The 23,670-nt window shown below is 73.6% G+C and carries 20 protein-coding genes; 7 read left to right on the top strand and 13 right to left on the bottom strand.

The window, feature by feature from the left end; genetic code table 11:
* The first annotated feature begins 50 nt into the window (after positions 1 to 50).
* The 4 genes from AC0QU1_RS00795 (at position 51) to AC0QU1_RS00780 (ending at position 2,569) form a co-directional block, all read left to right on the top strand.
* A complete protein-coding gene (locus AC0QU1_RS00795; protein WP_483573767.1) occupies positions 51 to 512 on the top strand; it encodes a universal stress protein in 462 nt (153 codons plus the stop codon).
* Positions 513 to 562: 50 nt separating this feature from the next.
* Complete coding sequence (locus AC0QU1_RS00790; protein ID WP_483573766.1) at positions 563 to 1,030, top strand: fluoride efflux transporter FluC; 468 nt, start codon at positions 563 to 565, stop codon at positions 1,028 to 1,030.
* A 4-nt stretch (positions 1,031 to 1,034) separates the two neighbouring features.
* Entirely contained in the window at positions 1,035 to 1,454 is a 420-nt protein-coding gene (locus AC0QU1_RS00785; protein ID WP_483573765.1) for a fluoride efflux transporter FluC, read from the top strand.
* A gap of 182 nt (positions 1,455 to 1,636) precedes the next feature.
* The gene (locus AC0QU1_RS00780; RefSeq protein WP_483573764.1) at positions 1,637 to 2,569 is read left to right on the top strand and encodes a 5'-3' exonuclease; all 933 of its coding nucleotides are present in this window, start codon (positions 1,637 to 1,639) and stop codon (positions 2,567 to 2,569) included.
* Positions 2,570 to 2,582: 13 nt separating this feature from the next.
* On the opposite strand, the gene AC0QU1_RS00775 is transcribed toward AC0QU1_RS00780, so the two are convergent.
* Positions 2,583 to 3,653, bottom strand: coding sequence for a sirohydrochlorin chelatase (locus AC0QU1_RS00775; RefSeq protein WP_483573763.1), 1,071 nt, complete (start codon positions 3,651 to 3,653; stop codon positions 2,583 to 2,585).
* A 390-nt stretch (positions 3,654 to 4,043) separates the two neighbouring features.
* Entirely contained in the window at positions 4,044 to 6,731 is a 2,688-nt protein-coding gene (locus tag AC0QU1_RS00770; protein WP_483573762.1) for a phosphoenolpyruvate carboxylase, read from the bottom strand.
* Positions 6,732 to 6,826: 95 nt separating this feature from the next.
* Between AC0QU1_RS00770 and AC0QU1_RS00765 the strand changes: the two genes are divergently transcribed.
* On the top strand, positions 6,827 to 7,711 hold the full coding sequence (locus AC0QU1_RS00765) for a DNA/RNA non-specific endonuclease (protein WP_483573761.1): 885 nt from the start codon (positions 6,827 to 6,829) through the stop codon (positions 7,709 to 7,711).
* Between the two features lie 103 nt (positions 7,712 to 7,814).
* Here the strand turns inward: AC0QU1_RS00765 and AC0QU1_RS00760 are convergent, their stop codons facing one another.
* Entirely contained in the window at positions 7,815 to 9,260 is a 1,446-nt protein-coding gene (locus AC0QU1_RS00760) for a dihydrolipoyl dehydrogenase family protein (RefSeq protein WP_483573760.1), read from the bottom strand.
* Between the two features lies 1 nt (position 9,261).
* Positions 9,262 to 9,816, bottom strand: coding sequence for a hypothetical protein (locus AC0QU1_RS00755; protein ID WP_483573759.1), 555 nt, complete (start codon positions 9,814 to 9,816; stop codon positions 9,262 to 9,264).
* A 109-nt stretch (positions 9,817 to 9,925) separates the two neighbouring features.
* On the opposite strand from AC0QU1_RS00755, the gene AC0QU1_RS00750 reads away from it, so the two are divergent.
* Positions 9,926 to 10,516 carry a TetR/AcrR family transcriptional regulator gene (locus tag AC0QU1_RS00750; protein WP_483573758.1) on the top strand — a complete coding sequence of 197 codons (591 nt, stop codon included), beginning with the start codon at positions 9,926 to 9,928 and terminating at the stop codon, positions 10,514 to 10,516.
* Positions 10,517 to 10,612: 96 nt separating this feature from the next.
* Here the strand turns inward: AC0QU1_RS00750 and AC0QU1_RS00745 are convergent, their stop codons facing one another.
* The 7 genes from AC0QU1_RS00745 to AC0QU1_RS00715 all read right to left on the bottom strand — a co-directional run bounded on the left by AC0QU1_RS00745 (position 10,613) and on the right by AC0QU1_RS00715 (position 19,724).
* The gene (locus AC0QU1_RS00745; protein ID WP_483573757.1) at positions 10,613 to 11,476 is read right to left on the bottom strand and encodes an NAD-dependent epimerase/dehydratase family protein; all 864 of its coding nucleotides are present in this window, start codon (positions 11,474 to 11,476) and stop codon (positions 10,613 to 10,615) included.
* A gap of 56 nt (positions 11,477 to 11,532) precedes the next feature.
* Complete coding sequence (locus AC0QU1_RS00740; protein WP_483573756.1) at positions 11,533 to 12,318, bottom strand: deoxyribonuclease IV; 786 nt, start codon at positions 12,316 to 12,318, stop codon at positions 11,533 to 11,535.
* A 47-nt stretch (positions 12,319 to 12,365) separates the two neighbouring features.
* A complete protein-coding gene (locus AC0QU1_RS00735) occupies positions 12,366 to 14,030 on the bottom strand; it encodes an outer membrane protein assembly factor BamB family protein (protein ID WP_483573755.1) in 1,665 nt (554 codons plus the stop codon).
* A gap of 42 nt (positions 14,031 to 14,072) precedes the next feature.
* On the bottom strand, positions 14,073 to 15,713 hold the full coding sequence (locus AC0QU1_RS00730) for an outer membrane protein assembly factor BamB family protein (RefSeq protein ID WP_483573754.1): 1,641 nt from the start codon (positions 15,711 to 15,713) through the stop codon (positions 14,073 to 14,075).
* Between the two features lie 30 nt (positions 15,714 to 15,743).
* On the bottom strand, positions 15,744 to 17,549 hold the full coding sequence (locus AC0QU1_RS00725) for an outer membrane protein assembly factor BamB family protein (RefSeq protein ID WP_483573753.1): 1,806 nt from the start codon (positions 17,547 to 17,549) through the stop codon (positions 15,744 to 15,746).
* Positions 17,546 to 18,745 carry an ABC transporter permease gene (locus AC0QU1_RS00720; RefSeq protein ID WP_483573752.1) on the bottom strand — a complete coding sequence of 400 codons (1,200 nt, stop codon included), beginning with the start codon at positions 18,743 to 18,745 and terminating at the stop codon, positions 17,546 to 17,548. Before AC0QU1_RS00720 ends, AC0QU1_RS00725 begins: the two co-directional genes overlap by 4 nt.
* Before the next feature lie 79 nt (positions 18,746 to 18,824).
* Positions 18,825 to 19,724: an ABC transporter ATP-binding protein gene (locus AC0QU1_RS00715; RefSeq protein ID WP_483573751.1), complete on the bottom strand. Its 900-nt coding sequence runs from the start codon at positions 19,722 to 19,724 to the stop codon at positions 18,825 to 18,827.
* A gap of 302 nt (positions 19,725 to 20,026) precedes the next feature.
* On the opposite strand from AC0QU1_RS00715, the gene AC0QU1_RS00710 reads away from it, so the two are divergent.
* Positions 20,027 to 20,731: a hypothetical protein gene (locus AC0QU1_RS00710; RefSeq protein ID WP_483573750.1), complete on the top strand. Its 705-nt coding sequence runs from the start codon at positions 20,027 to 20,029 to the stop codon at positions 20,729 to 20,731.
* Between the two features lie 317 nt (positions 20,732 to 21,048).
* Here the strand turns inward: AC0QU1_RS00710 and AC0QU1_RS00705 are convergent, their stop codons facing one another.
* Together AC0QU1_RS00705 and AC0QU1_RS00700 are read right to left on the bottom strand one after the other, a co-directional pair.
* Positions 21,049 to 21,807 carry a response regulator gene (locus tag AC0QU1_RS00705; RefSeq protein ID WP_483573749.1) on the bottom strand — a complete coding sequence of 253 codons (759 nt, stop codon included), beginning with the start codon at positions 21,805 to 21,807 and terminating at the stop codon, positions 21,049 to 21,051.
* Positions 21,804 to 23,465, bottom strand: coding sequence for a sensor histidine kinase (locus tag AC0QU1_RS00700; RefSeq protein WP_483573748.1), 1,662 nt, complete (start codon positions 23,463 to 23,465; stop codon positions 21,804 to 21,806). The genes AC0QU1_RS00705 and AC0QU1_RS00700 overlap by 4 nt, the downstream gene beginning before the upstream one ends.
* Positions 23,466 to 23,670: the final 205 nt, after the last annotated feature.

Raw genomic sequence — 23,670 nt, 5'->3', positions numbered from 1 at the left:
CTCGGTCGACGGATGGTGGAGACCGGGCATCTGGCAATACCCTCACCAGGGTGACTGTGCGATCCGTGGTGGTCGGCGTGGACCACAAGCACCCGGACCTGGCTCGGCGGGCAGCGTCGCTCGTCCAGTCGCTGGGTGGCAGCCTGGTCGAGCTCGTGTGCGTGTGGGTCGACGAGACAGCGGTCTCGGACTCGCGGGGATTCACCGTGTCGGTGGACCCGGACATCGCCGTGTCCTCGGACGCGTACGGGGCGGACGTCCTGGCGGGGCTGAACCGGGCGATGGCCGACGTCGGCCTGCCCTGGAGTGCCCTGCGCGGCGCCGGCGACCCGGCCGCCGAGCTGGGCCGCGTGGCCGACGAGGTGGAGGCCGCGATGATCGTCGTGGGCGCCCGGCGCGCCGGCCTGCGCGGCTGGACCACGAACCTCGTGGGCGGGACGGTCGCCGGGCGGCTCATCCACAACCAGCCGCGACCCGTGGTGGTGCTCCCCGAGACGACGTCGGCCCCGTGAGCGGTAGGTTCTTCCCAGACCTGCCCGGCGCTCAGGAGGGGGCACGCCGCGTGACGCGAGCACCGCACCGCGACTGGCGGTACGTCGGGCTCGTCGCGCTCGGGGGCGCCTGCGGCTCGGTCGCGCGCTACCTCGTGGGGTCCTGGTCGGCGGTGCTGCTGACGCCCCCGGCCCTCCTGTTCCCGAACGTGGGCGAGACGCTGCTCCGGTTCCCGATCGGGACGCTCGTCGTGAACCTCACGGGTGCGCTCGCGCTGGGGTACCTCCTGGAGGCCCTCGCGCGCCGCGGCCGCGAGACCGTCCGGCGGCGCAAGATCCGCCTGGCCATCGGCACGGGCGTGCTCGGTGGGTACACCACCTACTCGACCCTCGCCCTGGAGACCCAACGGCTGCTCACCGACGGGCTCGGCTGGCTCGCCCTGCTCTACGTGGTGCTCACCCTCGTGGGCGGCACCGCCGCGTGCCTCGGCGGCATCGCGATCGCGGCGCGCGACGACCGACGCCGGAAGCGCGGGTGACGGGATGATCGAACTGCTCGTGGTGGCCGTCGGCGGTGGCGTGGGCGCCGCCGCCCGGTTCATGGTCGACGGCGAGATCCGCGCCCGCCACGCCGGCGGGTTTCCCTGGGGGACGTTCGTGGTGAACACGACCGGCTCGTTCCTCATCGGCCTGTTCTCGGCGCTGTTCTTCACGCTCACCCGGCACGGCGTGCCCACCGATGCCGCCCTCCTGGTGCAACTCGCCCTGGTCACGGGCCTGTGCGGCGGGTTCACCACCTTTTCCACAGCCACCGTGGAGTCCGTGCGGCTGGCCCAGTCCGGCCGAATGCGGCTGGCCCTCGCGAACACGCTGGGCACGCTGCTGCTGACGGTGCTGGCGGCGACGGCGGGCGTGGCGGTGGGCGATCTCGTGGGCAACCTGGTCGACGGCCTGGTGGGCTGATCGTCGGGGAGCTGGGTGCTGGTGCGCCCGAGTGGGTGCTGGTGCGCCCGAGCCGGGCGCTGGTGCCGAGCCGGGGCGCAGGTGCCGAGCGGGCGCTGATGCCGAGCCTGGCGCCGGCGAGGCCGAGCCGGGCTTCGGTGCGCCCGAGCCGGATGTCGGTGAGCCGTGGCAGGCTTCGCTGCATGAGCCTCATGCTCCTCGACACCGCCTCGCTCTACTTCCGCGCGTTCTTCGGCGTGCCCGACACGCTGCGCGCGCCCACCGGCATGCCCGTCAACGCCGTCCGCGGCCTGCTGGACACGATCGCGTGGCTCGCCACGACCCACGGTCCCGACCGCATGGTCGCGTGCTGGGACGACGACTGGCGGCCCGCCTTCCGCGTCGAGGCGATCCCCAGCTACAAGGCGCACCGCGTCAAGCAGGAGGTGCCGGGCACCACCGGCATCGAAGAGGTCCCGGAGGCGCTGCTCGCGCAGGTACCGGTCATCGTCGACCTGCTGGCGGCGCTCGGCATCGCGCGCGTGGGCGTGCCCGGTTACGAGGCCGACGACGTCATCGGCACCCTGACCGCGCGCGCCGTCGAGCAGGGGGCCGGGCCGGTGGACATCGTCACGGGTGACCGCGACCTGTTCCAGCTCGTCGACGACGCCGCGGGCGTCCGCGTGCTGTACCCCGCGCGCGGCGTCCGGGACCCCGACGTGGTGAACGAGAAGAAGCTCGCCGAGAAGTACGGCGTCACGTCGGGGCAGGCCTACGCCGACATGGCGACGCTCAGGGGCGACCCCAGCGACGGCCTGCCGGGCGTGCCGGGTGTCGGCGAGAAGACCGCCGCCAAGCTGCTCGCCCAGTACGGCACGCTGGCCGGGATCCTCGCGGCCCGGGACGCGGGCGACAAGGGGCTGACGACGACGCAGCGCCGGCGCCTGCAGGAGGCCGACGACTACTTGCGGGTCGCACCCGTCGTGGTGCAGGTAGCGCGGGACGCGCCCCTGCCCGCCTTCGACCCGGCGATACCGACGGCGCCCGCCGACCCGGCCGCACTGGAGGCACTGACCGCCCAGTGGGGCGTGAGGTCCAGCGTGGACCGGGTACGGACGGCGTTCGGGTGGGCCTGAGCAGACGACTGACTCAGCCTCGGACCGCCGCGTCGTAGCGGTCCAGCACGACCTGGACCAGGCGGGGGTCCGCCTTGGCGGCGCCGGCCGGGCCGCACACGGGGTCGGTCACGACGTCAGCGCCCGCCTCCAGCACCCGGTCCAGGAAGTATCCGGGCGCGAGCAGGTACGACACCACGATCACCCGCGGCGCGGCGGACGACTCGGGCGCACCCGCCCGCGCGGCCGCCACCGCGTCGGGCACCCGCGGCTCCGCGCCCGCCCCGTACGACGGCGTCACGGGTCGCCCGAGCCGCTGGGCCAGGGAACTCGCGACGTCCTCGACGGCGGTCGCGGCGGCCGGCACCGAGGAGCCGGCGGCGGCGAGCACCACGGCGTCGTCGGAGTGGAAGGGGCCGCGCGCCGCCTCGGCCGCGGCATACCGGTCGGCGAGGATGTCGACGAGCAGCGGGTGCGGCCCGAGCGGCTCGGCGGCAGCGGCCACGCCGTCGGCGGCAGTACCCTCATCGGCCACACCCCGACCGGACAAGTTGACGGCGGCAACGGCCTGCGCGATGTCGTGCTGCACGTGGTACCCGGTAGACAGCAACAGCGGCACGACGACGGCGACCGGCCCGCCCGAGGACGGCTCGCTGTGCGACGCGTCGTCCCGCGGCACGACGGCCCCACCACCGACGGCCCCACCGCCGACGGCCCCACCGCCGACGGCCCCACCAGCGCCAGCAGTGCTCGCACCGCTGACCGCAGCGTCGGTGTTGGCAGCACCCACAGCCGCCTCACCGCCACTCAGCGCGGCCCCGCCAGCACCAGCACGCGCAGCGCCCTCGTCGGCAGCAGTACTCGCAGCGCCCTCGTCGGCAGCAGTACTCGCAGCGCCCTCGTCGGCAGCAGTCTTCGGCGCACCGGCGTCGCGCACGGCCTCGGCCAGGACGTCGCCGACCTCCGGCTGCTGCACGTCCACGAACGCCTCGCGCACGTCGAGGCCGGGTCGCGCGGCCCGGACGCCGTCGAGCAGTGCGCGCACCGCTGCCTGGCCGGCCGGGTCGTCGGTCCCGTGGGACGTCCCGATCAAGGTCGCGCTCATCGTCTCTCCCATCCGGTCCTTCGGGTCATTCCTCCCAGGCACCTCCGCAAACGCCCGCCAGACACCGCCCCCGACACCCCTCACCGGTCATCGACCCTGCATCCCCTCACCAAGCCCCGACCCGGCACCCCCACAACCCTCGCGAGTTCGGTCATCTGCACCCCCGACTCCGCTGAGGTCGGTCGGTTGCATCGAGATCGGTCCATTAATGGACCGATTTCGATGCAAAGAACCGAACTCGCGGGAAGGCCCAAGCAACCTACCGAACTCGCGGCCCAGGCCAGGGCAACCGACCGAACTCCCCACCACCACCAAGCATCCAAGGCCCCGAGACCCAAGGCCCCAAGACCCCAAGACCCCAAGACCCCAAGACCCCAAGACCAGCCCACCTCACCCAGTGTTCTGCAGCCCCGCCGAGACCCCGTTGACCGTCAGGAGCAGCAGGTGCTGCAGGCGGGCAGCGTAGTCGCCGTCCACCGCCGAGCCGCCGTCGGACCCGGTGCGCAGGCCGCGCAGCGCGCGGACCTGCAACAACGACAGGGCGTCGACGTACGGCGACCGGAGCTGCACGGCCCGGCCGAGCACCCGCTTGTTCGCCAGGGGGAACGCGTTGCCGCTGATCTTCAGCACCCACTCGCGGGTCAGCCGGAGCTCGTCGAGCACCATCGCCGCGAGGTCGTCGCGGGAGCCGAGGGCGAGGTACTGCGCGGCGATCCGTTCGTCGGTCTTGGCGAGCGACATCTCGACGTTGTCGAGCAGGGTCGCGAACAGCGGCCACTCGGCGCGCGCCGACCGCAGCAGCTCGACGTCCCCGGTGGTGGCGAGGGCCGTGCCCAGGCCGTACCAGCCGGCGAGGTTGATGCGCGCCTGCGACCAGGAGAAGACCCACGGGATGGCGCGCAGGTCGTCGAGCGAGTTCACCGAGAGGCCGCGCTTGGCCGGGCGCGACCCGATCGGCAGCAGTCCGACCTCCTCCAGCGGCGTGACCTGCGCGAACCACTGCGGGAACCCGTCGGCGCGGACCAGCTCGTGGAACCGAGCACGGGACGTGGCGTCGAGGGCCTCGGCGAGCGGGGCGAACTTCGCCGCCGCCTTCTCGTTCACCGCCTCGACCGACGGCGCGGACGCCAGCAGGGTCGCCGCCGCGACTTGCTCGATGTGCCGGGACGCGATGACCGGGTCGCCGTACCGGGCCAGGATGACCTCACCCTGCTCGGTCAGCTTGAACCGGCCGTCCACCGAGTGCGGCGGCTGGGCGAGCACCGCCCGGTTGGCGGGGCCGCCGCCGCGGCCGAGCGCACCGCCGCGGCCGTGGAACAGCGTGAGCCTCAGGTCGTTGGCGCGAGCCCACTCCGCGATGCGCGACTGCGCGTCGTGCAGCGCGAGCGTCGCCGCGACCGGGCCGACGTCCTTGGACGAGTCCGAGTAGCCGAGCATCACCTCGACGCGCCGCCCGTTCTCCGCCAGGCGCTTCTGCACCGCCGGCAGCGCGAGCATGGAGTCCAGGATCGGCACCGAGTTCTGCAGGTCGGCGAAGGTCTCGAAGAGCGGGATCGCGTCGATCACCGGCCCGCCCTCCGGATCGTCCGCGAAGGCGTGGGCGGCCAGCTCGTACACGGCGGCCAGGTGCTCCGGCGCCTGCGTGAACGACACGATGTAGCGGCGCGCGGCGCGCTCGCCGAACCGCCGCTGGATGGCGCCGAGGGCACGATAGGTGTCGAGAACCTCGCGCGTGCGGTCGCTCAGCGCACCGTCGATCCCCAGCTCGCGGATCTCGTCGAGCGCCGCCGCGTGCACCTGCGAGTGCTGCCGCACCTCGAGCTCCGCCAGGTGGAAGCCGAAGGTCTGCACCTGCCAGACCAGGCGCTGCAGGTCCCCGTACGCCGCCCGCGCGGCACCCGCCGCCACGAGCGAGCCCTGCACCACGAGCAGGTCCGCCTCGAGCTGCTCCGCGTCCGCGTACGCGAGGTCGGCGTCGCGCGACCGCGTGGCCGCGATCCGCTCCGCGATCGCCAGCATGGCGGCGCGGTGCGGCTCGTTCGGCGACGCCTCCTTGGCCCGCCGGGCCACGTCCTCCGAGAGCTGCCGGATCCGGCGCCACAGCGCGTTGAGCTCGGACGACGGCGCGGTGCCCTCGGCGTCCAGCGTCAGCTTGCGCCCGGTCTCGACCGCGAGCCGCTCCAGCGCCCTGAGCGCGTGGTCCGACGCCAGCGCGGCGGCCTGGCGCGTGACCTCGGCGGTGACGTTCGGGTTGCCGTCGCGGTCGCCGCCGATCCAGGTCCCGAGCTTCACGAACGGTTTGGCGACGGGAGTGGCGCGCCCGGCGTCGTCGGCCAGGAGCCAGTCGTCGAGCCGCCGGTACACCTCGCCGAAGACGTCCACCAGGACGGCGTCGAACACGCCCATGACGGTCTTGACCTCGTCGAGCACGGACGGCTTGCTGGTCCGCACCGGCGCCGTGCGCCACATGGTGTCGATCTCGGCCAGGAGGCGCCGCTCGTTCTCGACGAGGCTCACGCCGCCGAGGCGGCGGGTGTCCCGCTCCGCCAGGAGGTCCGCGAGGCGGCGGATGGTCCCGCTGATGGCCCGACGGCGCGCCTCGGTCGGGTGCGCGGTGAGCACCGGCCGGAACTCCAGCTCGTCGAGCCTGCGCAGCGCCTCTTCCCGCCCGACCTCCTCGGTGAGCTGGGCGAACGCGGCCGGGATGGTGCCCTCCAGCACGGCGGGGCCCGTTCGTGTCTCGGCCTCGCGGGAGCGCAGGACGCGCACGCGGTGGTACTCCTCCGCGAGGTTCGCGAGGTGGAAGTAGCAGGTGAACGCGCGGGCTACCTGTTCGGCGCGCTCCACGGAGAAGGACGCCACCACGGCGGCCGCCTCGTCCAGCGCATGCGGCGACGGGTCACCGTAGGCGCGAATGGTCAGCTCGCGGAGACGTTCGACGTCGTCCAGCAGGCCCTGGCCGCCGTCCTCACGGAGGATCCTGCCGAGGAGGCCGCCGAGCAGGCGCACGTCCTCGCGGAGCGGGTCGGGTACCTCGTGCCGGGCGTTGCCACGGACGGTCTGAGTTGATTCACTCACGGGTCAGAGCCTATGGCGATATTGCCATCGCCTGTTCCTCGTGTCCGATTGTTGGTCTGGCCATGACCTGCCCGACTCTGGTTGGCTGTCTCCCTGTGACCGGCTACGACACCGAGTTCCTCGGTCTCACCGTCCCGCTCCCCGTCTCGCCGGTCGAGGTACGCGTCCTCGACTACACCCACTTCTCGGTCCTGCTCGACCCGAGCCGCCGGCTCGCCGCAGCCACGGCCTGCATCGTCGACGGCGCCGCCCTCCTGGCCCTGCGCCGCTCCGGCCGGTGGCGGCTGGACGGCCGCGTCCCGACCGGCGAGCAGTCCGGCAGCGAGCTCTACGCGCGCAACCCGCTCGACCGCGGCCATCTCGTGCGTCGCCTCGACCCCGTCTGGGGTGATGCAGAGACCGCCGCGCAGGCCAACCGCGACACGTTCACCTACACCAACGCGGCGCCCCAGGTGAACAGGTTCAACCAGTCCAAGGAGCTGTGGAACGGGCTCGAGGACCACGTGCTCAGGTACGCGGCCGCGTACGACCACCGCCTCGCGGTCCAGACCGGCCCGGTCTTCACCGACGACGACCCGCTCTACCGCGGCGTGCGCATCCCGCGCCTGTTCTGGAAGGTCGTCGCGTGGATGGGTCCGGGCGACGCGCTGCAGGCGACCGCGTTCGTGCTGGACCAGACCCCGCAGCTCGAGGACGCCCGCCTCCACGAGATCACCGCCCAGGCCCTGGCCAGGGACGACATCCCGCCGCTCGGCCCGTTCCGGACCTATCAGGTCCCGGTCTCCGACATCGCGGCGCTGACCCGCCTGGGTCTCGGCCCGCTGCCCGGGGCGGACGTGCTCGCGGTGCTGCCGCCGGCGCCGTCGGGCACCCGGCCCACCGACATCACCATCCACCGCCTCCCCCGGGCGCGGGCCTGGACGGAGATCCGGACCCGCGACCAGATCGTCCTCCCGGGGCCGCCGGGGCCGGGCCGCTGAGGCGGCGCGGTCCCCGCTCGGCCGCCGCGCGGCCGGCACGGCCTCGCTCGGTCGCCCGCCTCAGGCCACCCAGCCGTCGACCCTCACAACCCGGCCACCGCCCTCACGCGGCCCGGCCGTACGTCTCCAGGAGCCGGAGCCACACCTCGCTGACGGTCGGGTAGGCCGGGACGGCGTGCCACAGCCGGTCGATCGGCACCTCGGCGGTGATCGCGATCGTCGCGGCGTGCAGCAGCTCGGCGACGTCTGGCCCGACCACGGTGAAGCCGACCAGCACCTTCCGGTCCTCGTCGACAATCATCGCGGCCCGTCCCTCGTACCCGTCGGCGTGCAGCGAGGCACCCGCGACGGCGCCGAGGTCGTACTCGACGGACCGGATGCGCAGCCCCGCCGCCTTAGCGGAGGCGGCGGTGTGGCCGACGCTCGCGATCTCCGGATCGGTGAAGATCACCTGCGGCACGGCGCGTTCGTCGGCCGTCGCCGCGTGCCGGCCCCAGGGCGAGTCGTCGACGGCGGCGGCGTTCGCGCGCGCCACGACGGCGTCGCCCACGGCCCGAGCCTGGTACTTGCCCTGGTGGGTCAGGAGCGCCCGGCGGTTGACGTCGCCCGCCGCGTACAGCCAGCCGCCGCCGACCGGCTCGCCGTCGCCGCCGAGCACCCGCAGGGACCCGTCGACGCTCAGCCAGTCCCCGGGAGTCAGCCCGATGCTGTCCAGGCCGACCGTGCCGGTGTTCGGCGTGCGGCCGGTCGCGACCAGCACCTCGTCGGCGTCCAGCACGGTGCCGTCGGCGAGGGTGAGGTGCACCGTCCCGTCGTCGTCCCGCCCGACGCGCCGCGGACCCGTGAACAGGTGCAGCGCCACGCCCGCCGCCTTCAGCGCCTCGGCCACCCGTTCGCTCGCGAACGGTTCGACGGCGGGCAGCAGCCCGTCGCGGGCGACCATCGTGACCTGTGCGCCGAGCGCCGCGTACGCGGTGGCCATCTCAGCTCCCACCACACCGCCGCCGATGACCGCGAGCCGTCCGGGGACGGCCTGCGCGGCCGCGGCCTCGCGGCTGGTCCACGGCGCGGCGTCGGCCAGCCCGGGGATCTCCGGGATACGGGCGCTGCTGCCCGTGGCGATCACGACGGCGTGCCGCGCTTCGAGCACGGTCGTGCGTCCCTCGGCGTCGGTCACCTCGACGGTCCGGGGCGCACTGATCCGCCCGACGCCCCGGAACAGCGAGATGCCGGCCTGGTCCAGCCAGGCGACCTGGCCGCCGTCGTCCCAGGTCGCGGCGAAGGCGTCGCGGCGCCGCAGCACCTCGGCGACACCCAGCTCCCCGGTGACCGCGCGGGCCGCACCGGGCAGGGCGCGTACCGCGCGCAGCGCGGCGGCGTCGCGCAGGAGCGCCTTGGTGGGCATGCAGGCCCAGTAGGAGCACTCCCCGCCGACGAGCTCGCGCTCCACGATCACGGCCGTGAGGCCGCCCTGCACCACCCGGTCGGCGACGTTCTCGCCGACCGGGCCCGCGCCGATGACGACGACGTCGAAGGTGTTCCCGGTCATCTCAGCGGCCCTTCGCGACACGGTGCAGGCGCACGGCCGAGACGAGGAAGAAGATGCCGCCGAGCGTGGCGTACCCGGCGAGCGAGGTCAGCATCGCGTTCGGACCGCCGGCCATCATGAAGAACCCCGTGCCTGCGAACACGGAGATGCCGCCGCTCAGGATCATCGCCCACTGCCCGCCGAGCCGGTAGCGGCCGATCGCGACGACGAGCTGCACGATTCCGGCGACGATCGCCCAGACGCCCCAGACCCGAAGGACCGCGGGTACCCCCGACATCACCGCGACGACCAGGCCGACGGCGGCGAGCAGGCTGAGCACCATGTTGAGGTACAGGCCGACGCTGGGGCGCGCCGTCTTCGAGGTGCGGAAGTCGACGACGGCCGCCGCGACGTCGAACAGCGGGTACAGCACGAGCAGCGTGCTGCTGACCGGCCCGAGCACGGAGCCCGTGAGGAACAGCAGGGCCGCCCAGACGACGGCGAACCCGAACCGGACGAAGTACAGGTTCCGCAGTGCGGTAGCGGTGGCTGCGGAGGATTCCGCGGTGGTCGTCATGATGTTCCCTTCTCGGAATGGTCTAGGTAGAATGACTAGTAACTCTACCGGTGGCGACAGTACACAGCGCCGGCTGTGGGGCGCAAGGGAACGCGGAAAGGAGGCACGTATGATCGCGACCGTGCACGGGTCCATACGGGACCGCCTCATCGAGGCGGCGAACGAGCTGTTCTACGCGGACGGGCTGCGCGCGGTGAGCGTGGACAAGGTCATCGAGCGCGCGGGCACCACGAAGGTGACGTTCTACCGCCACTTCCAGAGCAAGGACGACCTCGTCGTCGCCTACCTCGAGCACCGCGCGGCGGCGGAGCGGGACGGCGTCGAGGCAGCCATCGCCCACGGCGACGGCGATGTCGACGCCACGCTGCGCCTCATGTCAGAGCACACCGGGATGATGGCGTGCGAGCCCGACTTCCGCGGCTGCCCGTTCATCAATGCCGCCGCCGAGTACCCCGACCCCGGCAGCGCCGTCCGCAAGGTGGTCGACGCCCACCGCACGTGGTGGGTGAGCGCGTTCGAGCGGCTCGTCGCCCCGCTCGGCCTCGCCGACCCCGCCGCGGTCGCGGACGACCTCATGCTGCTCCGCGACGGCGTCATGGTCGCCGGCTACCTCGGCGACCCCACCAAGGTAGGGGCCTCGTTCCTCCGGAGCTGCCGGGCCGTCATAGGCAGCGCGGCGCGCCGGCCTGCCGAAGCGTGACCGGCGAATGACCATGCACCTGCTGCCAGAATCCTGCCTTGCCTGGCAGCAAGTGCATGGTCATTCGCCGAGCGGGCGGGTTCAGCGGCGTGAGCCCTATACCTCGTCCTGCCAGTGGTGTTCCGGGGAGTAGCCAAGGACGCGGCGGGCCTTGTCGATGCTCAGGAGCGTCTCCCGGCCCTGGAGCGGGCGCTTGAGCGGGACATCGGGGAAGACCTCGGCCGCCAGGTCGGCAGAATCGCGCACCATCACCGTGTCGTCGTTGGCGATGACGAACGCCTCGAACCCCGTGAAGTCGGCCTCCAGCGCGCGGCGCACCGCCTGCGCGCCGTCCCGCCCGTCGATGTAGCCCCACAGGTTCCAGCGCCGGGCCGTCGCGTCGTCCTGCCAGGACGGGAAGCTGGCGTAGTCCTGCGGCTGCATCACGTTGGAGAACCGCAGCGCGGCCACCTTCAGCGCCGGGTCCCAGCGCGTGAAGTGCTTGGCCATCTCCTCCTCGAGCGACTTGCCGAGCGAGTAGGTGGACTGCGGCAGCACGTCGTACTCCTCGTCCACCGGGATGTACGGCGGCGGCACGTCGAACGGCAGGCCCAGCACCGTCTCGGACGACGCCGTCACCACGTTCCGGATGCCCACCACCTGGGCGGCGCGCAGCACGTTGTACGTGCTGGGCACGTTGTTGCGGAAGGTCGCGGCATTGGTCGCCAGGCCGGGGGCGGGGATGGCGGACAGGTGCACGACGGCGTCGGCAGGGCGCCGCTCGTCCACGCCGGACAACAGCTCGATCACCTGGCCGAGGTCGGTCAGGTCCGCCGCCGTGAAGTCGCCCGGGCTGCCGGACGGGGGCGCCACGCGATCGGTCGCGACCACCACGTATCCCGAGTCCACCAGGTGCTCCACCACGAACCGGCCGAGCTTCCCGCTCGCGCCCGTGACCACTACTCGCTGCGTCGTTGCCATGCGTCCGATCCTGCCAGGTCTCCGGCGGGCCCCCGAGAGCCGCCCGGCACCCGACGTCAGCCCAGACGCTCCCGCAGCCAGGCGATGTCCGGCGCCATGTCGCCCTTGGTCTCGCAGATGACGGGCGCGCCCGCCGCCGCGATCACGCCCACCAGCAGATCCTCGGGGATCATGCCCTCGCCGAAGTGGGTGTGCCGGTCGGCGCCCGACCCGGCAGGGTCGCGCGAGTCGTTGGCGTGCACCAGGTCGATGCGACCCGTGATCGCGCGGATGTCGTCGACCGCCGTCGCGAGGTCGAAGCCGCCGGCCCAGGCGTGGCAGGTGTCGAGCGTGAACCCGACGTTGTCGCCGCCGTCCGCCGCCGTGACGGCGGCCCAGAGCTGCTCGATCCGCTCCAGGCGGCGCGCCATCGAGTAGTCCCCACCGGCGGTGTTCTCGATGAGCACCGGCACGTCGGTCTCCAGGGCGTCGATCGCCTTGCGCCAGTTGTCGAAGCCCTTGGCGGGCTCGTCGCTCGCGGTGACGTGCCCCCCGTGCACGACGACGCCCTTGGCCCCGACCGCGCTCGCGCCGTCCATGATCTGCTGCAGCAGCTTGCGGCTCGGGATGCGGATCCGGTTGTTGGTCGACGCCACGTTGATCACGTACGGCGCGTGCACGTAGAGGTCCAGGCCGGCCGCGGCGACGTCGGCCCGGAGCGCCTCCGCGCCGCCCTCGTAGGGCAGGTCAGGGACCTTCCAGGCCTGCGGGTCGCTGAGGAACACCTGCACCGTGTCCGCGCCGAGCGTCTTCGCCGCGCCGATCGCGTCGGTCAGGTCGACATGCGCGCCAATCTTCACCATGGGCCCCACCCTAGGACGGCTCACCGACACGACGGCGGCCGACGGGCTCAGCCCAGCCCCCGGACGCCGACCTGCGTGACCTCCAGCAGGTGCCCGTCCACCGCGACCAGGTCGCCCGTCACGCCCCGCTCGGCCAGGTCGCCGTCGCGCGGGTCGACGGCGGTGCCCGCACCGGCCTGCTCCCAGATCACCTCGCCGGAGCCCGCGTCGAGCGCCACCATGCCCCGGTCGTCGACGTCGTCCCCCTCGGTGCGCAGCAGCACGAACTCGCCGTCGGTGAACGTCTGGATCACGTAGGCGGTCCCGAAGTACCCGCCCGGCGCGTCCGGCCCACTCTCGGAGCCGTCCCAGGTCCACCGGTGCTCGCCCGTGGCCAGGTCCAGCCCGCGCACGGTCCCGGCCCCCGTCGTGACGACCACCGTCTCGCCCACCTGGGCGAGAAACTCCTGACCGCCCGACTGGAGCGCGACGTCCCAGCGCGCCGTCCCGTCCACGTCGTGGGCGGTCAGCCGCCGCCTGGGCTCGTCGATCGCGAGCAGGGTGGCCGCCTCGGCCTCGTCCGTGGACCGCGGGGCGATCACGTACCCGCTCAGCTCGTCGACGGTCTCGCCGGCGCCGTCGTACAGGACGGTGCGCGCCACGCCGTCCCAGGTGGTCCCCAGGTAGCCGCCCGTGGTGAGCCCGTCCACGAAGCCGATGCCCGGTTCGAGCTCGGCGCCGAGCAGGACGCCCTCCGGGGTGACCGCCGCCTGGATGCCGCAGCCCTCCAGGTTCACCAGGTCGGCCCAGACCCGGGCGCCGAAGCCGTCGGGGTCGAGCTGCCCGCTGAGGTAGACGTGGTTCTCCGAGCTGCCCCACTCGTCGCCGAACCTGCTGGCACACAGCGCGGCGTCGGTGGAGCGGAACGGCACGGTCACGCTCCAGCGCTCCGCGCCCGTGACGGCGTCCTCGGCGCGGAGCGCGAGGTCGCGCCCGCTCTCGACCGACCCGAAGCACTCTCCCGAGTCCGTGCACCGCACGTCGCGGTCCACCGCCGACACGGGCCCGACACGCATCGCCCTCAGCACCGTCCCGTCGGGTCCGGTGTGCGGCGGCCCGTACGCGGCCGTGTCCGCGGCGTCGAGCAGCCGCGGGGCCGACGTCGTACCGCCCGGCCCGACCACCACCACCTCGCGCTCCGGCCCGCGCCCCTGCAGGCACACCAGCGACGATGTCGCCGGGTCGTCCCACACCGGGGAGACCGTCGGCCCGCACTCCGGGTCCACGCCGAGCGGGACCGTCCAGGCCTCCTCGCCCGTCGCCGGGTCCAGCGCGACCAGGCCGCTCTCCGACTCGAACACCAGCTCGTCGCCGAGCACCGCGACGTCGGTGGTCCCCTCGCCGACGTCCACCTCGCCGCTCCAGGTCCACACGACGTCGAGCCGCGAGGCCAGGTCGGTGACACCCCCGAGGACGTCCCGCATCCGCTCCATCCGGGCGGCGTCGCGCGCGCCGTCGACCGCGAGCCCGGTCCCCAACGCGATCGCGAGGACAGCCGCGACCGGCGCGGCGCTCCGCCAGCCCAGCCCCAGGCCGCCCGATGGCGGCGGGTCACCTTCCGGTAGTACCTCGCCGTCGGCGTCCGTCGGGCCGGGCGGCGCGGCGGGGTCGGCCGCGTCGTCGTCGACCAGGTCGAAGACGAACGCAGCGCCCTCGTCCGGGTCCCGCGCCATGCGGCTGAGCGTAACCCCGGGCGGGAAACACGGGCTCCGGCGTCAGCCCCGGCCGGTCAGGCCCTCCGGCGAGACCTCGACGAGGTGCCCGTCCACGGCGACGACCGAGCCGGCGGTCGGCACGTCCCAGAGCTGCTCGCCGCTGCTCAGGTCGAGGGCGACGATCAGCCCTTCGCCCGGGCTTGCCTGCGACAGGTGCGTCAGGGCGGCGGTCTCGCCGTCGGTCAGCGTGCGGTATCGGCTCAGCCCGAGCGTCTCCTCGCTGCTCCACTCCCAGAGCTGGTCGCCGGTCGTCCGGTCGAGACCCACCACCCGGTTGCCGCGGTCCATGACCACGACGTCCCGTCCGGCGAGCAGCACCTGCTGGCTGTACCGGTCGGTCCAGGCCACCGACCCGTCCTCGCGCATCGCATCCACCCCGCTGTCACCCGACGGAGAGCCGACGAACCACAGGTCGTCCGGCGCGTCCGGCGACTGCATGCCCGTCTGCACCCAGCCGTCCAGCTCGTGCAGCGTCTCCCCGGCCTCGTCGACGACGGTCGTGTCGGCGCCGCTCCCGTGCACGGCGAAGCGGCCCCCGCCTAGCTCCGTGACCCACGCGATCGTGCCGTCGGAACGGCCCACGAGATCGAGCCGCACGCCCTGTGCCGACAGCGTCGCCCGGGCGCCGCAGCCGTCCACGTCGATCATCCTGGCCCCCGTGTACACGGTGACCTGGTCCAGGTCGACGCCCGCCTCCTCGCCCGTGACGGGGTCGTACTGCTGACAGTTGACCACGTCCACCGGTGCGAACTCGACGGTGCTCGTCCACCGTTCCGCGCCGGTCTCGGCGTCCTCGGCGGTGACCAGCACGTCGCGCCCCCCGGTGAGGACCGACGACACGCAGGGGCCCGACGCGTCGCACTCGGCCGACTCGTCGGGCGGCCCGACCCGCTCCACCCGCACGGCCAGGCCGTCCGGGCCGGGGAAGATCTGCTCGCCGTCGGCCAGGTCGGCAGGCCGGGACCGGGTGCCGCCGTCGGGCGCGATCGTCAGCACCTCGCGCGCGTCGTCGGGGCCGTGCACGCACACCAGCACGTCGGTCGACGTCGACGCGTCGTAGCCGGCCGGGCCGCACACCGGGCGCTCGTCCACCGCCACCCGCCAGACCACCTCGCCGGAACCGGGATCAACGGCCGTGACGTCCGCGAACCCGATCGGCTCGGTGGCCCCGGTCGAGGGGTCGACGGTGTAGCTCTGCGCGCTCGCCGGCGGCAGCACCAGGAGGCCGTCCATGATCACGAGCTGCTGGTCCACGAAGGTACCGAGGCCCTCGGCGGGGACGTCGAACGGCACCGTCCAGGTCTCCGCCGGCGGGTCGTCGAGCGAGGCCACCCCGAGCGGCGAGGTGCGCATCAGCTCCGCGCGCCGGTGGTCGCGCACCAGGTCGACGGCGACCACCGTCACGGCAAGGACGGTGACCACGGAGGCCGCCACGAGCCAGGTGCGCCGCGACAGGCGGGGAAGCCGGGGCAGCCGCCGAACGGGCGGGCCGGCCGGGTCGCCCGCGGCGGCGCCGGCCCGACCGCCCGCGGCGGCGCCGGCCGACACCGACCAGGACTCCGAGCCGCCCGCTTCCGCATCCGGCCCGTCGCCCTCGACCAGGTCGAAGACAACGGGTTCCTGCTCGTCGGGCCGTGGCATGGCGGGAGCCTACTCGCCCGGCCTGTGGGCTCAGCCGAGCCCGACGACGCCCTGCTGCGTGATCTGCGCCAGGTACCCGTCGACGCTCACGAGCTGCGTGTACGGGGTGTCCTGCTCGAGGTCCCAGCGCACCGAGCCGTCCCGGAGGTCGACGGCGAGCAGCCGCAGCCCGGACGCGTCCCCGCCCGGGTCGGTCGACACCGGCAGCAGCACGGTGTCGCCGTCCGTGTAGGCCCCGAAGACGAACGAGCTCGCGGCCCAGGCCATGTCGCCGAACGCGAGGACCTCCGGGTCGAGGGTCCAGCGGTCCGCGCCGGTGCCGAGGTCGATCGCGCGCACCGCGCCCTGGTCGTCGATCACTACCGCGGTGCCGTACACGCGGGCCAGCAGCACCGTCGCCGCAAGGCCGGGGGCCGACCACAGGCCGGCGCCCGCGTCGTCGCCGGAGGTGGACCAGGCGTGGGTGCGCCGGCCGAGGCTCTCCAGCAGCAGGCCCGGGTCCCGGCCGTCGCCGGCCCACGGTACGAGGGCCTGGCCGTCGAGCGTGATGGTGCCCCCGTCCGGCAGGTGGACGACGTCGTTGGGCACCCCGGCGTCGTTGAGCGTCGGACCCGGACCCACCCAGCCGCCGTCGGGCAAGGACGCGAACGACGCCGTGTCCACGCCGTCGGCCGGCGGGTCCGCCGGATCCTCCGGGTCGTCGAGGCGGGTGCCGTCGAGCAGGAACGCCGCCGCGACGCCGCAGCCCTGCACCTCGATCACGTCGTCGTGCAGCTCCCAGCCGAGGGAGCCCGCGACGTCGAGCACCGGGTCGTCGTCGGTGTAGGAGACGCAGGTCTCGGGCCGCGGCTCCCCGAAGGCGACGGTCTCGCTCCAGCGTTCGTCCCCCGTGGCGGCGTGCTCCTCGCGGACCACCAGGTCCGGCCCCACGAAACCCTTCGGCAGGTGCGGGGCGCCCAGCTTGTCGACCACCACCGGCCGTTCCTCCTGGTCGCCGCCCACGAGCTCGAAGGTGAGCAGGCCACCGCCGGCCGTCGGTGCGACGATCGCGTCCTGGTCGAGCTCGCGGGTGGTCGCCGCCCCGTCGGGATCGATGACGGTGACCTGCTGCCCGCCGTCGCCGGCAGTGCTGACGCAGACCAGCGGGTCGGCCGGCTCCTGAGCGCCCGGCCCGCCGACGCCGAGGCGCGTGGTCGGGCTGCAGTTGGGGTTCTCCCCGACGTCCACGGTCCACCGCACGTCGCCCGACGCCGGGTCCACGCCCTGGACCTTGGCGTCGCCGGCGATCGCGAGCACCCCAGGCATCGCCACCAGGGTCGCCGAGAGGGGGTTGTCGAGGTCGATCGACCACTGCTCGGTGGGCTCCTCGGCGAGGCTCCGCACGCCACCGGGGGCCGCGAGGAGCGCGCGTTCGCGCAGCTCCGCGTTCACCAGCACCCCTGCGACGACCGCGAGCACGACGACGGCCGCCGTCCCGCCGGCCAGCAGCACCCTGCCCCGGCGGGTGGTGGGCATCCGCCGTCGGGCCGCCGCCGCACCACGCCGCGCCGTCTGCCCGACGGCGGTGCGCGCACCCGCGAGTGCCACGGCCACCCGGCCGGGCTCGCGGGGTGCCGGCTCGTCCGCCGGGTCGGGGCCGGTCCCGTCGGGGCCGGTCCCACCGGCGGCGGGGCGGACGGCGTCCGGGTCCGCCCCGTCGCCGGACGCACCGGGGCCGTCGGACACACCGGGCACCTCGTCGATGAGGTCGAAGGTGTGCACCTTCTGCTCCGGGTCGGGACGTGCCGGCGCGCCGTCGTCGTGCCCGGTGTCGTCGTACTCCGTGCGTTCGGTCACGCCCCGAGAGTAGTGCCCCTGTCCCTGGCCATGGCCGCCTTCCACGTGACCCGGCCACCGGTCTGCATGAGCGCTCCCCGGTAGGCGCGCTCGCTGAGCAGCACCGCGCCGACGGTGGCCGCCACCAGGATGAGCAGCGACACCAGCGGCTCCCACCAGAGGGTGTCCCCGTTGAGCACCCGCACCGGCATCGAGACGATGGACGCGGGCGGGATGTACGACAGGACGCGTTCGAAGACGCCGTCGGCCGAGAACGTCACGATGTACACGCCCATGAGCAGCATCATCAGGGGGCTGGTCGTGTACTGGAGGTCCTCCGTGCGCGACGCGAGCGAGCCGGCCACCGCGTACAGCGCCGCCACCGCGACGAAGCCGACGGTGAAGAAGACGACGAACCACAGCATCGTCGCCGTCATCGCGGGCAGGATCGCCGACAGGTCGGTGAACGAGACCCCGATGAGCCCGACGGCGGCGAGCAGGAGGTTCTGCGCCAGGGCGATCACGGAGCTGCCGATGATCTTGCCCGCGAGGAGCTGCCGCAGCGGCACGGCGGTGGCGATGATCTCGACGAGCCGCGACTGCTTCTCCTCGATCACGCTGCCCGCGATCATCGCGCCGGAGCCCACCGCCCCCATGAAGAACAGGAACGCGAGCACGAACCCGGCCACGAACACGACCTGCGGGTCCACCGGGTTGCCGTCGAGCCGTTCGGTCCGGACCTCGCTGCCCGCCGTGAGGGCTGCCATGGTGGTGCCCGCCTCGGCCGCCCGCTCGGCCATGGCCTGCTCGCGGATCGTGGTCTCGACCAGCGCGGCGAGGTCGTTGTCGGGCTCACGCCAGGCCGAGAGGGTCCAGTCGGCGGTGGCGCCGGTTCCGGAGCTGAGCCAGGCGTCGGCGGTCTCGTCCTCGAGGGCGGCCTCGGCCGCCGCCTCGTCGTCCACCCGCACCACGCCGAGCTCGATCGGCTCCTCGGCCGCCTCGGCCGCCGCGACGGCGGACCCGAGCGCCCTGTCCGCCGCGTCGTCACCCGCGACGACCGCCACATCGAACGACTCGGTGCGGCCCTCCTGGTAGGCCGTGAAGGCGATCAGCCCGCCGATCATCGCGACCGTGACCGCGAGGCCGATCAGGAACCCCTTGTTGAGGGCCCGCACCACGATCTCGCGGGTCGCCACCAGCATCCAGGCGTTGCTCATGCCATGTCCTTTCCGCGTGAGCCTGCGGCTCCGCTCCGACCGCCTGCCTCGTCCCTGCGCCCTGTACCGCGCCCCCGGCTCATGCGGTCACCTCGCGGTAGATCTGGGCCAGCGTGGGCCGTACGGGGGAGAACTCCTGGACCGCGCCCCGGTCGAGGGCTGCGGACAGCAGGCGGGTGGCCGCCGCGTCGTCGTGCACCTCGACGAGGGCGGACGAGCCGTCGACGTCCACGGCGAGCACGCCGGGCACGCCGCGCACGAAGCCGGCGTCGCCCGACAGCACCAGCCGGTGCCTGGTGACGCCCTTGGCCCGCAGTTCGTCGGGTGTCCCGTCCGCCAGCACCTTGCCCCCGCCGAGGATGACGAGCCGCTCGCACAGCCGCTCCACGAGGTCGAGCTGGTGCGAGCTGAACAGCACGGGCACGCCGCGCCGGGTGTGCTCGCGCAGCAGGTCGGCCATCGCGTCGACGGCGGCTGGGTCGAGGCCGCTGAACGGCTCGTCCAGGACGAGCGCCTTGGGCTGTCCCATGACCGCAGCGACGATCTGCACGCGCTGCTGGTTGCCCAGGGACAGCTTCTCCACGTGGTCCTTCGCGCGGCCCGCGAGCCCCAGCCGGTCGAGGTGCTCCAGCACCTCACGCCGGGCCACCGGCGCCGCGATGCCACGCAGCCGCGCCAGGTAGACGAGCTGGTCCAGCACGGGCTGCTTCGGGTAGAGACCGCGCTCCTCGGGCATGTAGCCGAACTCGCGGCGGTCGCTCCGGGTGACGGGCGCGCCGCCGAACCGCACCTCGCCGCTCGTGATCGCCAGCACGCCCATGATCATCCGCATGGTCGTCGTCTTGCCCGCGCCGTTCCCGCCCACGAACCCCGTGAGCAGGCCCGACGACGCCGTGAAGCTCACGCCGTCCACCGCCCGCCGTGGTGGGTCGGCCGAGGCGAACACGCGGGTCAGGTCCCGCACCTCCAGATCGCTCATGACCCTCACGCTATGAGCCCTCCGCCTGCGGCGGATCCGCCGCAGGACGGAACCGCCCTCCGCCGAGCGAAGGGGTGCTGACCGCGGGTGGCGGTGTGGTATTACACCTTGCGGTTGCCGATGGGGGTCTGGCACGTATTGTCCCGTGCGGAACGAGCGTCGTGCCGAATGGTTCGACTGGCCTTCCGCGGGGGGAAATGAGCAGTGCGCTCCCGTGGATGATCCGCGCCCGGGTGAGCACAGACCGGAGCGTCACCGCAGAGAGCCACAGGGCAATATCAGAACCCGCAGGGGAGCTAAGCGTGCGCAAGCGTTTGATCGTCACAGGAGCGGCTGCAGCCTTGGTGCTGACCGCAGGGATCGTGGGTGCCGTAGCGGTCCAGCCGTCCGGGAAGGAGCAGGCCCGGCTGACCTCGGCCGGGGCAACGGTGCCCGATGTTCTGCAGGGTCTGCCGCCGATGATGGTGAAGCGCGAGCCCGTGGCGCGACCGGGCGAGAACGGCACGGTGGACGTGCACGGGCGGCCCGAGCCGCAGGGGAACCCGTTCAAGTACACGCCCCCGCCGGAGCCGGTGGACGTTCCCGAGGCTCCCGAGGACACGGGGGTGGCGGACCCGACCCCGCCGTCCGGCGACTTCACGATCACGCCGGTGCCGGACCCGGACTTCGGGGGCGGTTCGGAGCCGACCCAGACCCCGCGGCCCGCGGACCCGCCCGCGCCGAAGCCGACCGACCGGCCGACGCAGAAGCCGACGACCCGGCCGACGCCCACCCCCACGCCGACGCCCACGCCGACCCCCACCCCAACTCCGACGCCCACGCCGGAGCCCACCCCGACGACCGAGCCGTCGGCGGAGCCGACCGTCGAGCCCACGGCGCAGCCGTCCGAGGAGCCGTCTCCCACGCCGGAGCCGTCGCCGGAGCCGTCGACCGAACCGTCATCGGAACCGACGACCGAGCCGTCGCCGGAACCGTCGGCCAGTTCTTCGCCGGAATCGGTCGAATAGTCTGAATTCGCGGGTGAAATTTCCGCTCGGTCAACCCAGAGAAATAGGGGCCTTCCTGGTAGGGGTCCCGCCATTTCCGCTGCACATATCCAGCGGACGGCGCACGCCCGATTACCCCGTCACCCGATTACCCCGTCATCCGTTTCCAGTCGTTCCACGGCCGACCCCCGCCTAACCACCACGGCCGAACCGCAACTTCCACGTGCTCCCCGGCGTCGAACCGCAACGACACGCCGGTATCCGACGCTCGGTCAGCGTGTCGTTTCGGTTCGGCGACGCGATGTGACGGCAACTTGCGGGTCGGCGGCGGCTGCGGGTCAGACCAGGCCCACCCGGTGGGCGAGGACCACGGCCTGGACCCGGTCGCGCAGGTGCAGCTTGGCCAGGACGTTCGAGACGTGCGTCTTCACGGTCGCCTCGCCGAGAAACAGGGTCGAGGCGATCTCCGCGTTCGACAGCCCGGTACCCACCAGCTCCAGCACCTCGCGCTCGCGCGGCGTGAGGAGAGCAAGACCGGCAGGTACCTCGGCCTGGCCCACGCTCTGGTTCGCCGCCGCCCCCGGGAGCCCAGCTGCCCCCGCTGGCCCGGCCACTCCCGCGGCGCCGACCACCCCGGCCCCGGCCGTCGAACGCGCGGGCCCGGCCGCCGGCCGACGCTCCCCCGCCACCATCTGCTCGATCACCCGTCGCGTGATCTGCGGCGCGAGCAACGCATGGCCGGCCGCCACCGTCCGCACGGCGTCCACGAGATGCTCGGCGTCGGAGTTCTTCAGCAGGAACCCCGACGCGCCCGCCGCGAGACCGTCGAACACGTATTCGTCGTGGTCGAACGTCGTCAGGACCAGCACCTTGGCGAGATCCTCCGCGACGATCCGGCGCGTCGCCTCGATACCGTCCATCACGGGCATCTGCACGTCCATGAGCACGATGTCGGGGCGCAGCTCGCGCGTCAGCTCGATCGCCGCCGCACCGTCGCCGGCCTCGCCGACCACGTCGACGTCGTCCTCCACCGAGAGGATGAGGGAGAAGCCCGAACGGACCAGCGCCTGGTCGTCGACCAGCAGGACGCGCGTCACCGGGCCGCCTCCGACCGGGTCTCCGCCACGGCAGCCGACACGTCCCCCGAAGGGCCTTCCGACGCCGCGGCCGGCAGCTCCGCCGAACGGGTATCCACCGCAGAGGCCGGTCCCTCGTCCGGCCGGTCCGCCGCCGTCCGGCGCGCTCCCGGCACGGCAGCGGACGACGGCGCGGCACCGGACCCGGACGACGGCGCCACCGCGGACACCGGCGCCGGAAGCGGCAACCGCACCCGCACCCGGTACCCGCCCGTGGCGCGCGGCCCGATCTCGACCACACCCTGGTGCGTCGCGACCCGCTCCCGGATCCCGAGCAGCCCCAGCCCGGAGCCGGAGGTCCCGTGGCGGGGGCGCCCGTCGTCGAGCACCTCCACCTCCGCGAAGCCGTGCGCGAACTGCCGGTCCGCGAGCGCGTCCGGGCCGCGCACCACCCGCAGCGTGACCGTCGCGGAGCGGGCGGTCGAGTGCTTGCGCACGTTGGCCATCGCCTCCTGGGCCGTCCGGTACAGGCTGAGCCCCATGGGGGCCGGCACGTCGGCCGCTGCGCCGGGCGGCTCCTCGACCTGGCGGAACGTCGTGTCGAGCCCGTCGTGGTCCGCGGCGGCCAGGGCCGGGAGGTCGGCCAGCCCCGGTTCGGGTGCCCGGGAGGCGCCGTCGGACGTCGCGGAGCCCGGCGCGCCGCCGTCCGGCACCGAGCGGAGGGTGCCCACCAGGTTCCGCATCTGTGCGACCCCCTCGCGCGACTCGCGCTCGATGGTGGCGAGCGCCTCGGCCGCGAGGGCCGGGTCGCGGCCGAGCACGCGGCGCGCGGCCGTCGCCTGGATGCCGATGACGGACACGTGGTGCGCGACGACGTCGTGCAGCTCGCGCGCGATCCGCACCCGCTCGCTCACCACCGCCTGGTCGGTGAGGGCCGCGGCCTGCGTCTCGATGGTGACGGCCTGCTCGGCGAGCTGCTCCCGGCGCCGAGCGGCGTTCCACTGCATCTGGCCCGCCAGGACCGCGCCGCCGAAGAACGCGATGTTGATGATCAGCGTGTACACGGTGTTCGCGAGGTACGGGTCGATCAGGCCGGGCCAGTCGGCAGGGGTCGGGAACTCCTCCAGGATCGTCTCGATGCCCTGCTGCACCGCGAACATCCAGATGAGCCACGTGAACATCACCAGGACGCAGACGCTCACCACCACGAGCATCGCCCGCCGGTCCCGCGCCCACGCCACCGCCGTGTACAGCGCGACGAAGTACATGACCTGCATCGGCATGAGCACGGTGAGCGGCGCAAGGGTCAGCCCGAGCCCGAGGAAGAACCCGTAGACCACCGTGAGCGAGATCAGCGGGTAGCGACGGCGCCACGCCAGCGGGGCGGTGCTGAGCACCCCGAGCAGCAGGATGAGCCACAGCGGCTCACGGCGGTCCTCGAAGAAGCCCATGCTGCGCCCCAGCTCGACGGAGAGCGCGGCCAACGCGGCGAACCCCGCACCCAGCCACAGGTCGTTCCGGTAGGCGCGGGCGGGGTCGGCGGGGACGCGCTCCCAGTCCGAGTCGACGCCGAACCAGTCGAGCACGCGGCCGCCCACGCCCTCGGCGCGTCCAGGCGCCGCGGCGGGCTGCCGGGCGTCGGACCGCCCGGCGTCGGAACGAGGTGGTGCATCGGCCATGCCCCCAGCCTAGGAACTCGGGGACGCCACCGCTTCCGCCTGGAGGCGGAGCCGCCCGGCGCGCTCCGCCGTCGGACGGAGCCGGCCTCCTCCGGGCGAGGCTCGGCCACCTTCCGCGAGAGCTGGCCACGCCCAGCGGACCCGGACCGCCGGCGCCAACCGGCGCACAGCGGCCAGCCGGCGCGTAAGTCGCTGGACACGGCCC

Source organism: Promicromonospora noduliphila (genome assembly GCF_056951025.1).
Note: the sequence above shows the minus strand (reverse complement) of the source record. Positions and strands in the feature narration are given on the sequence as shown.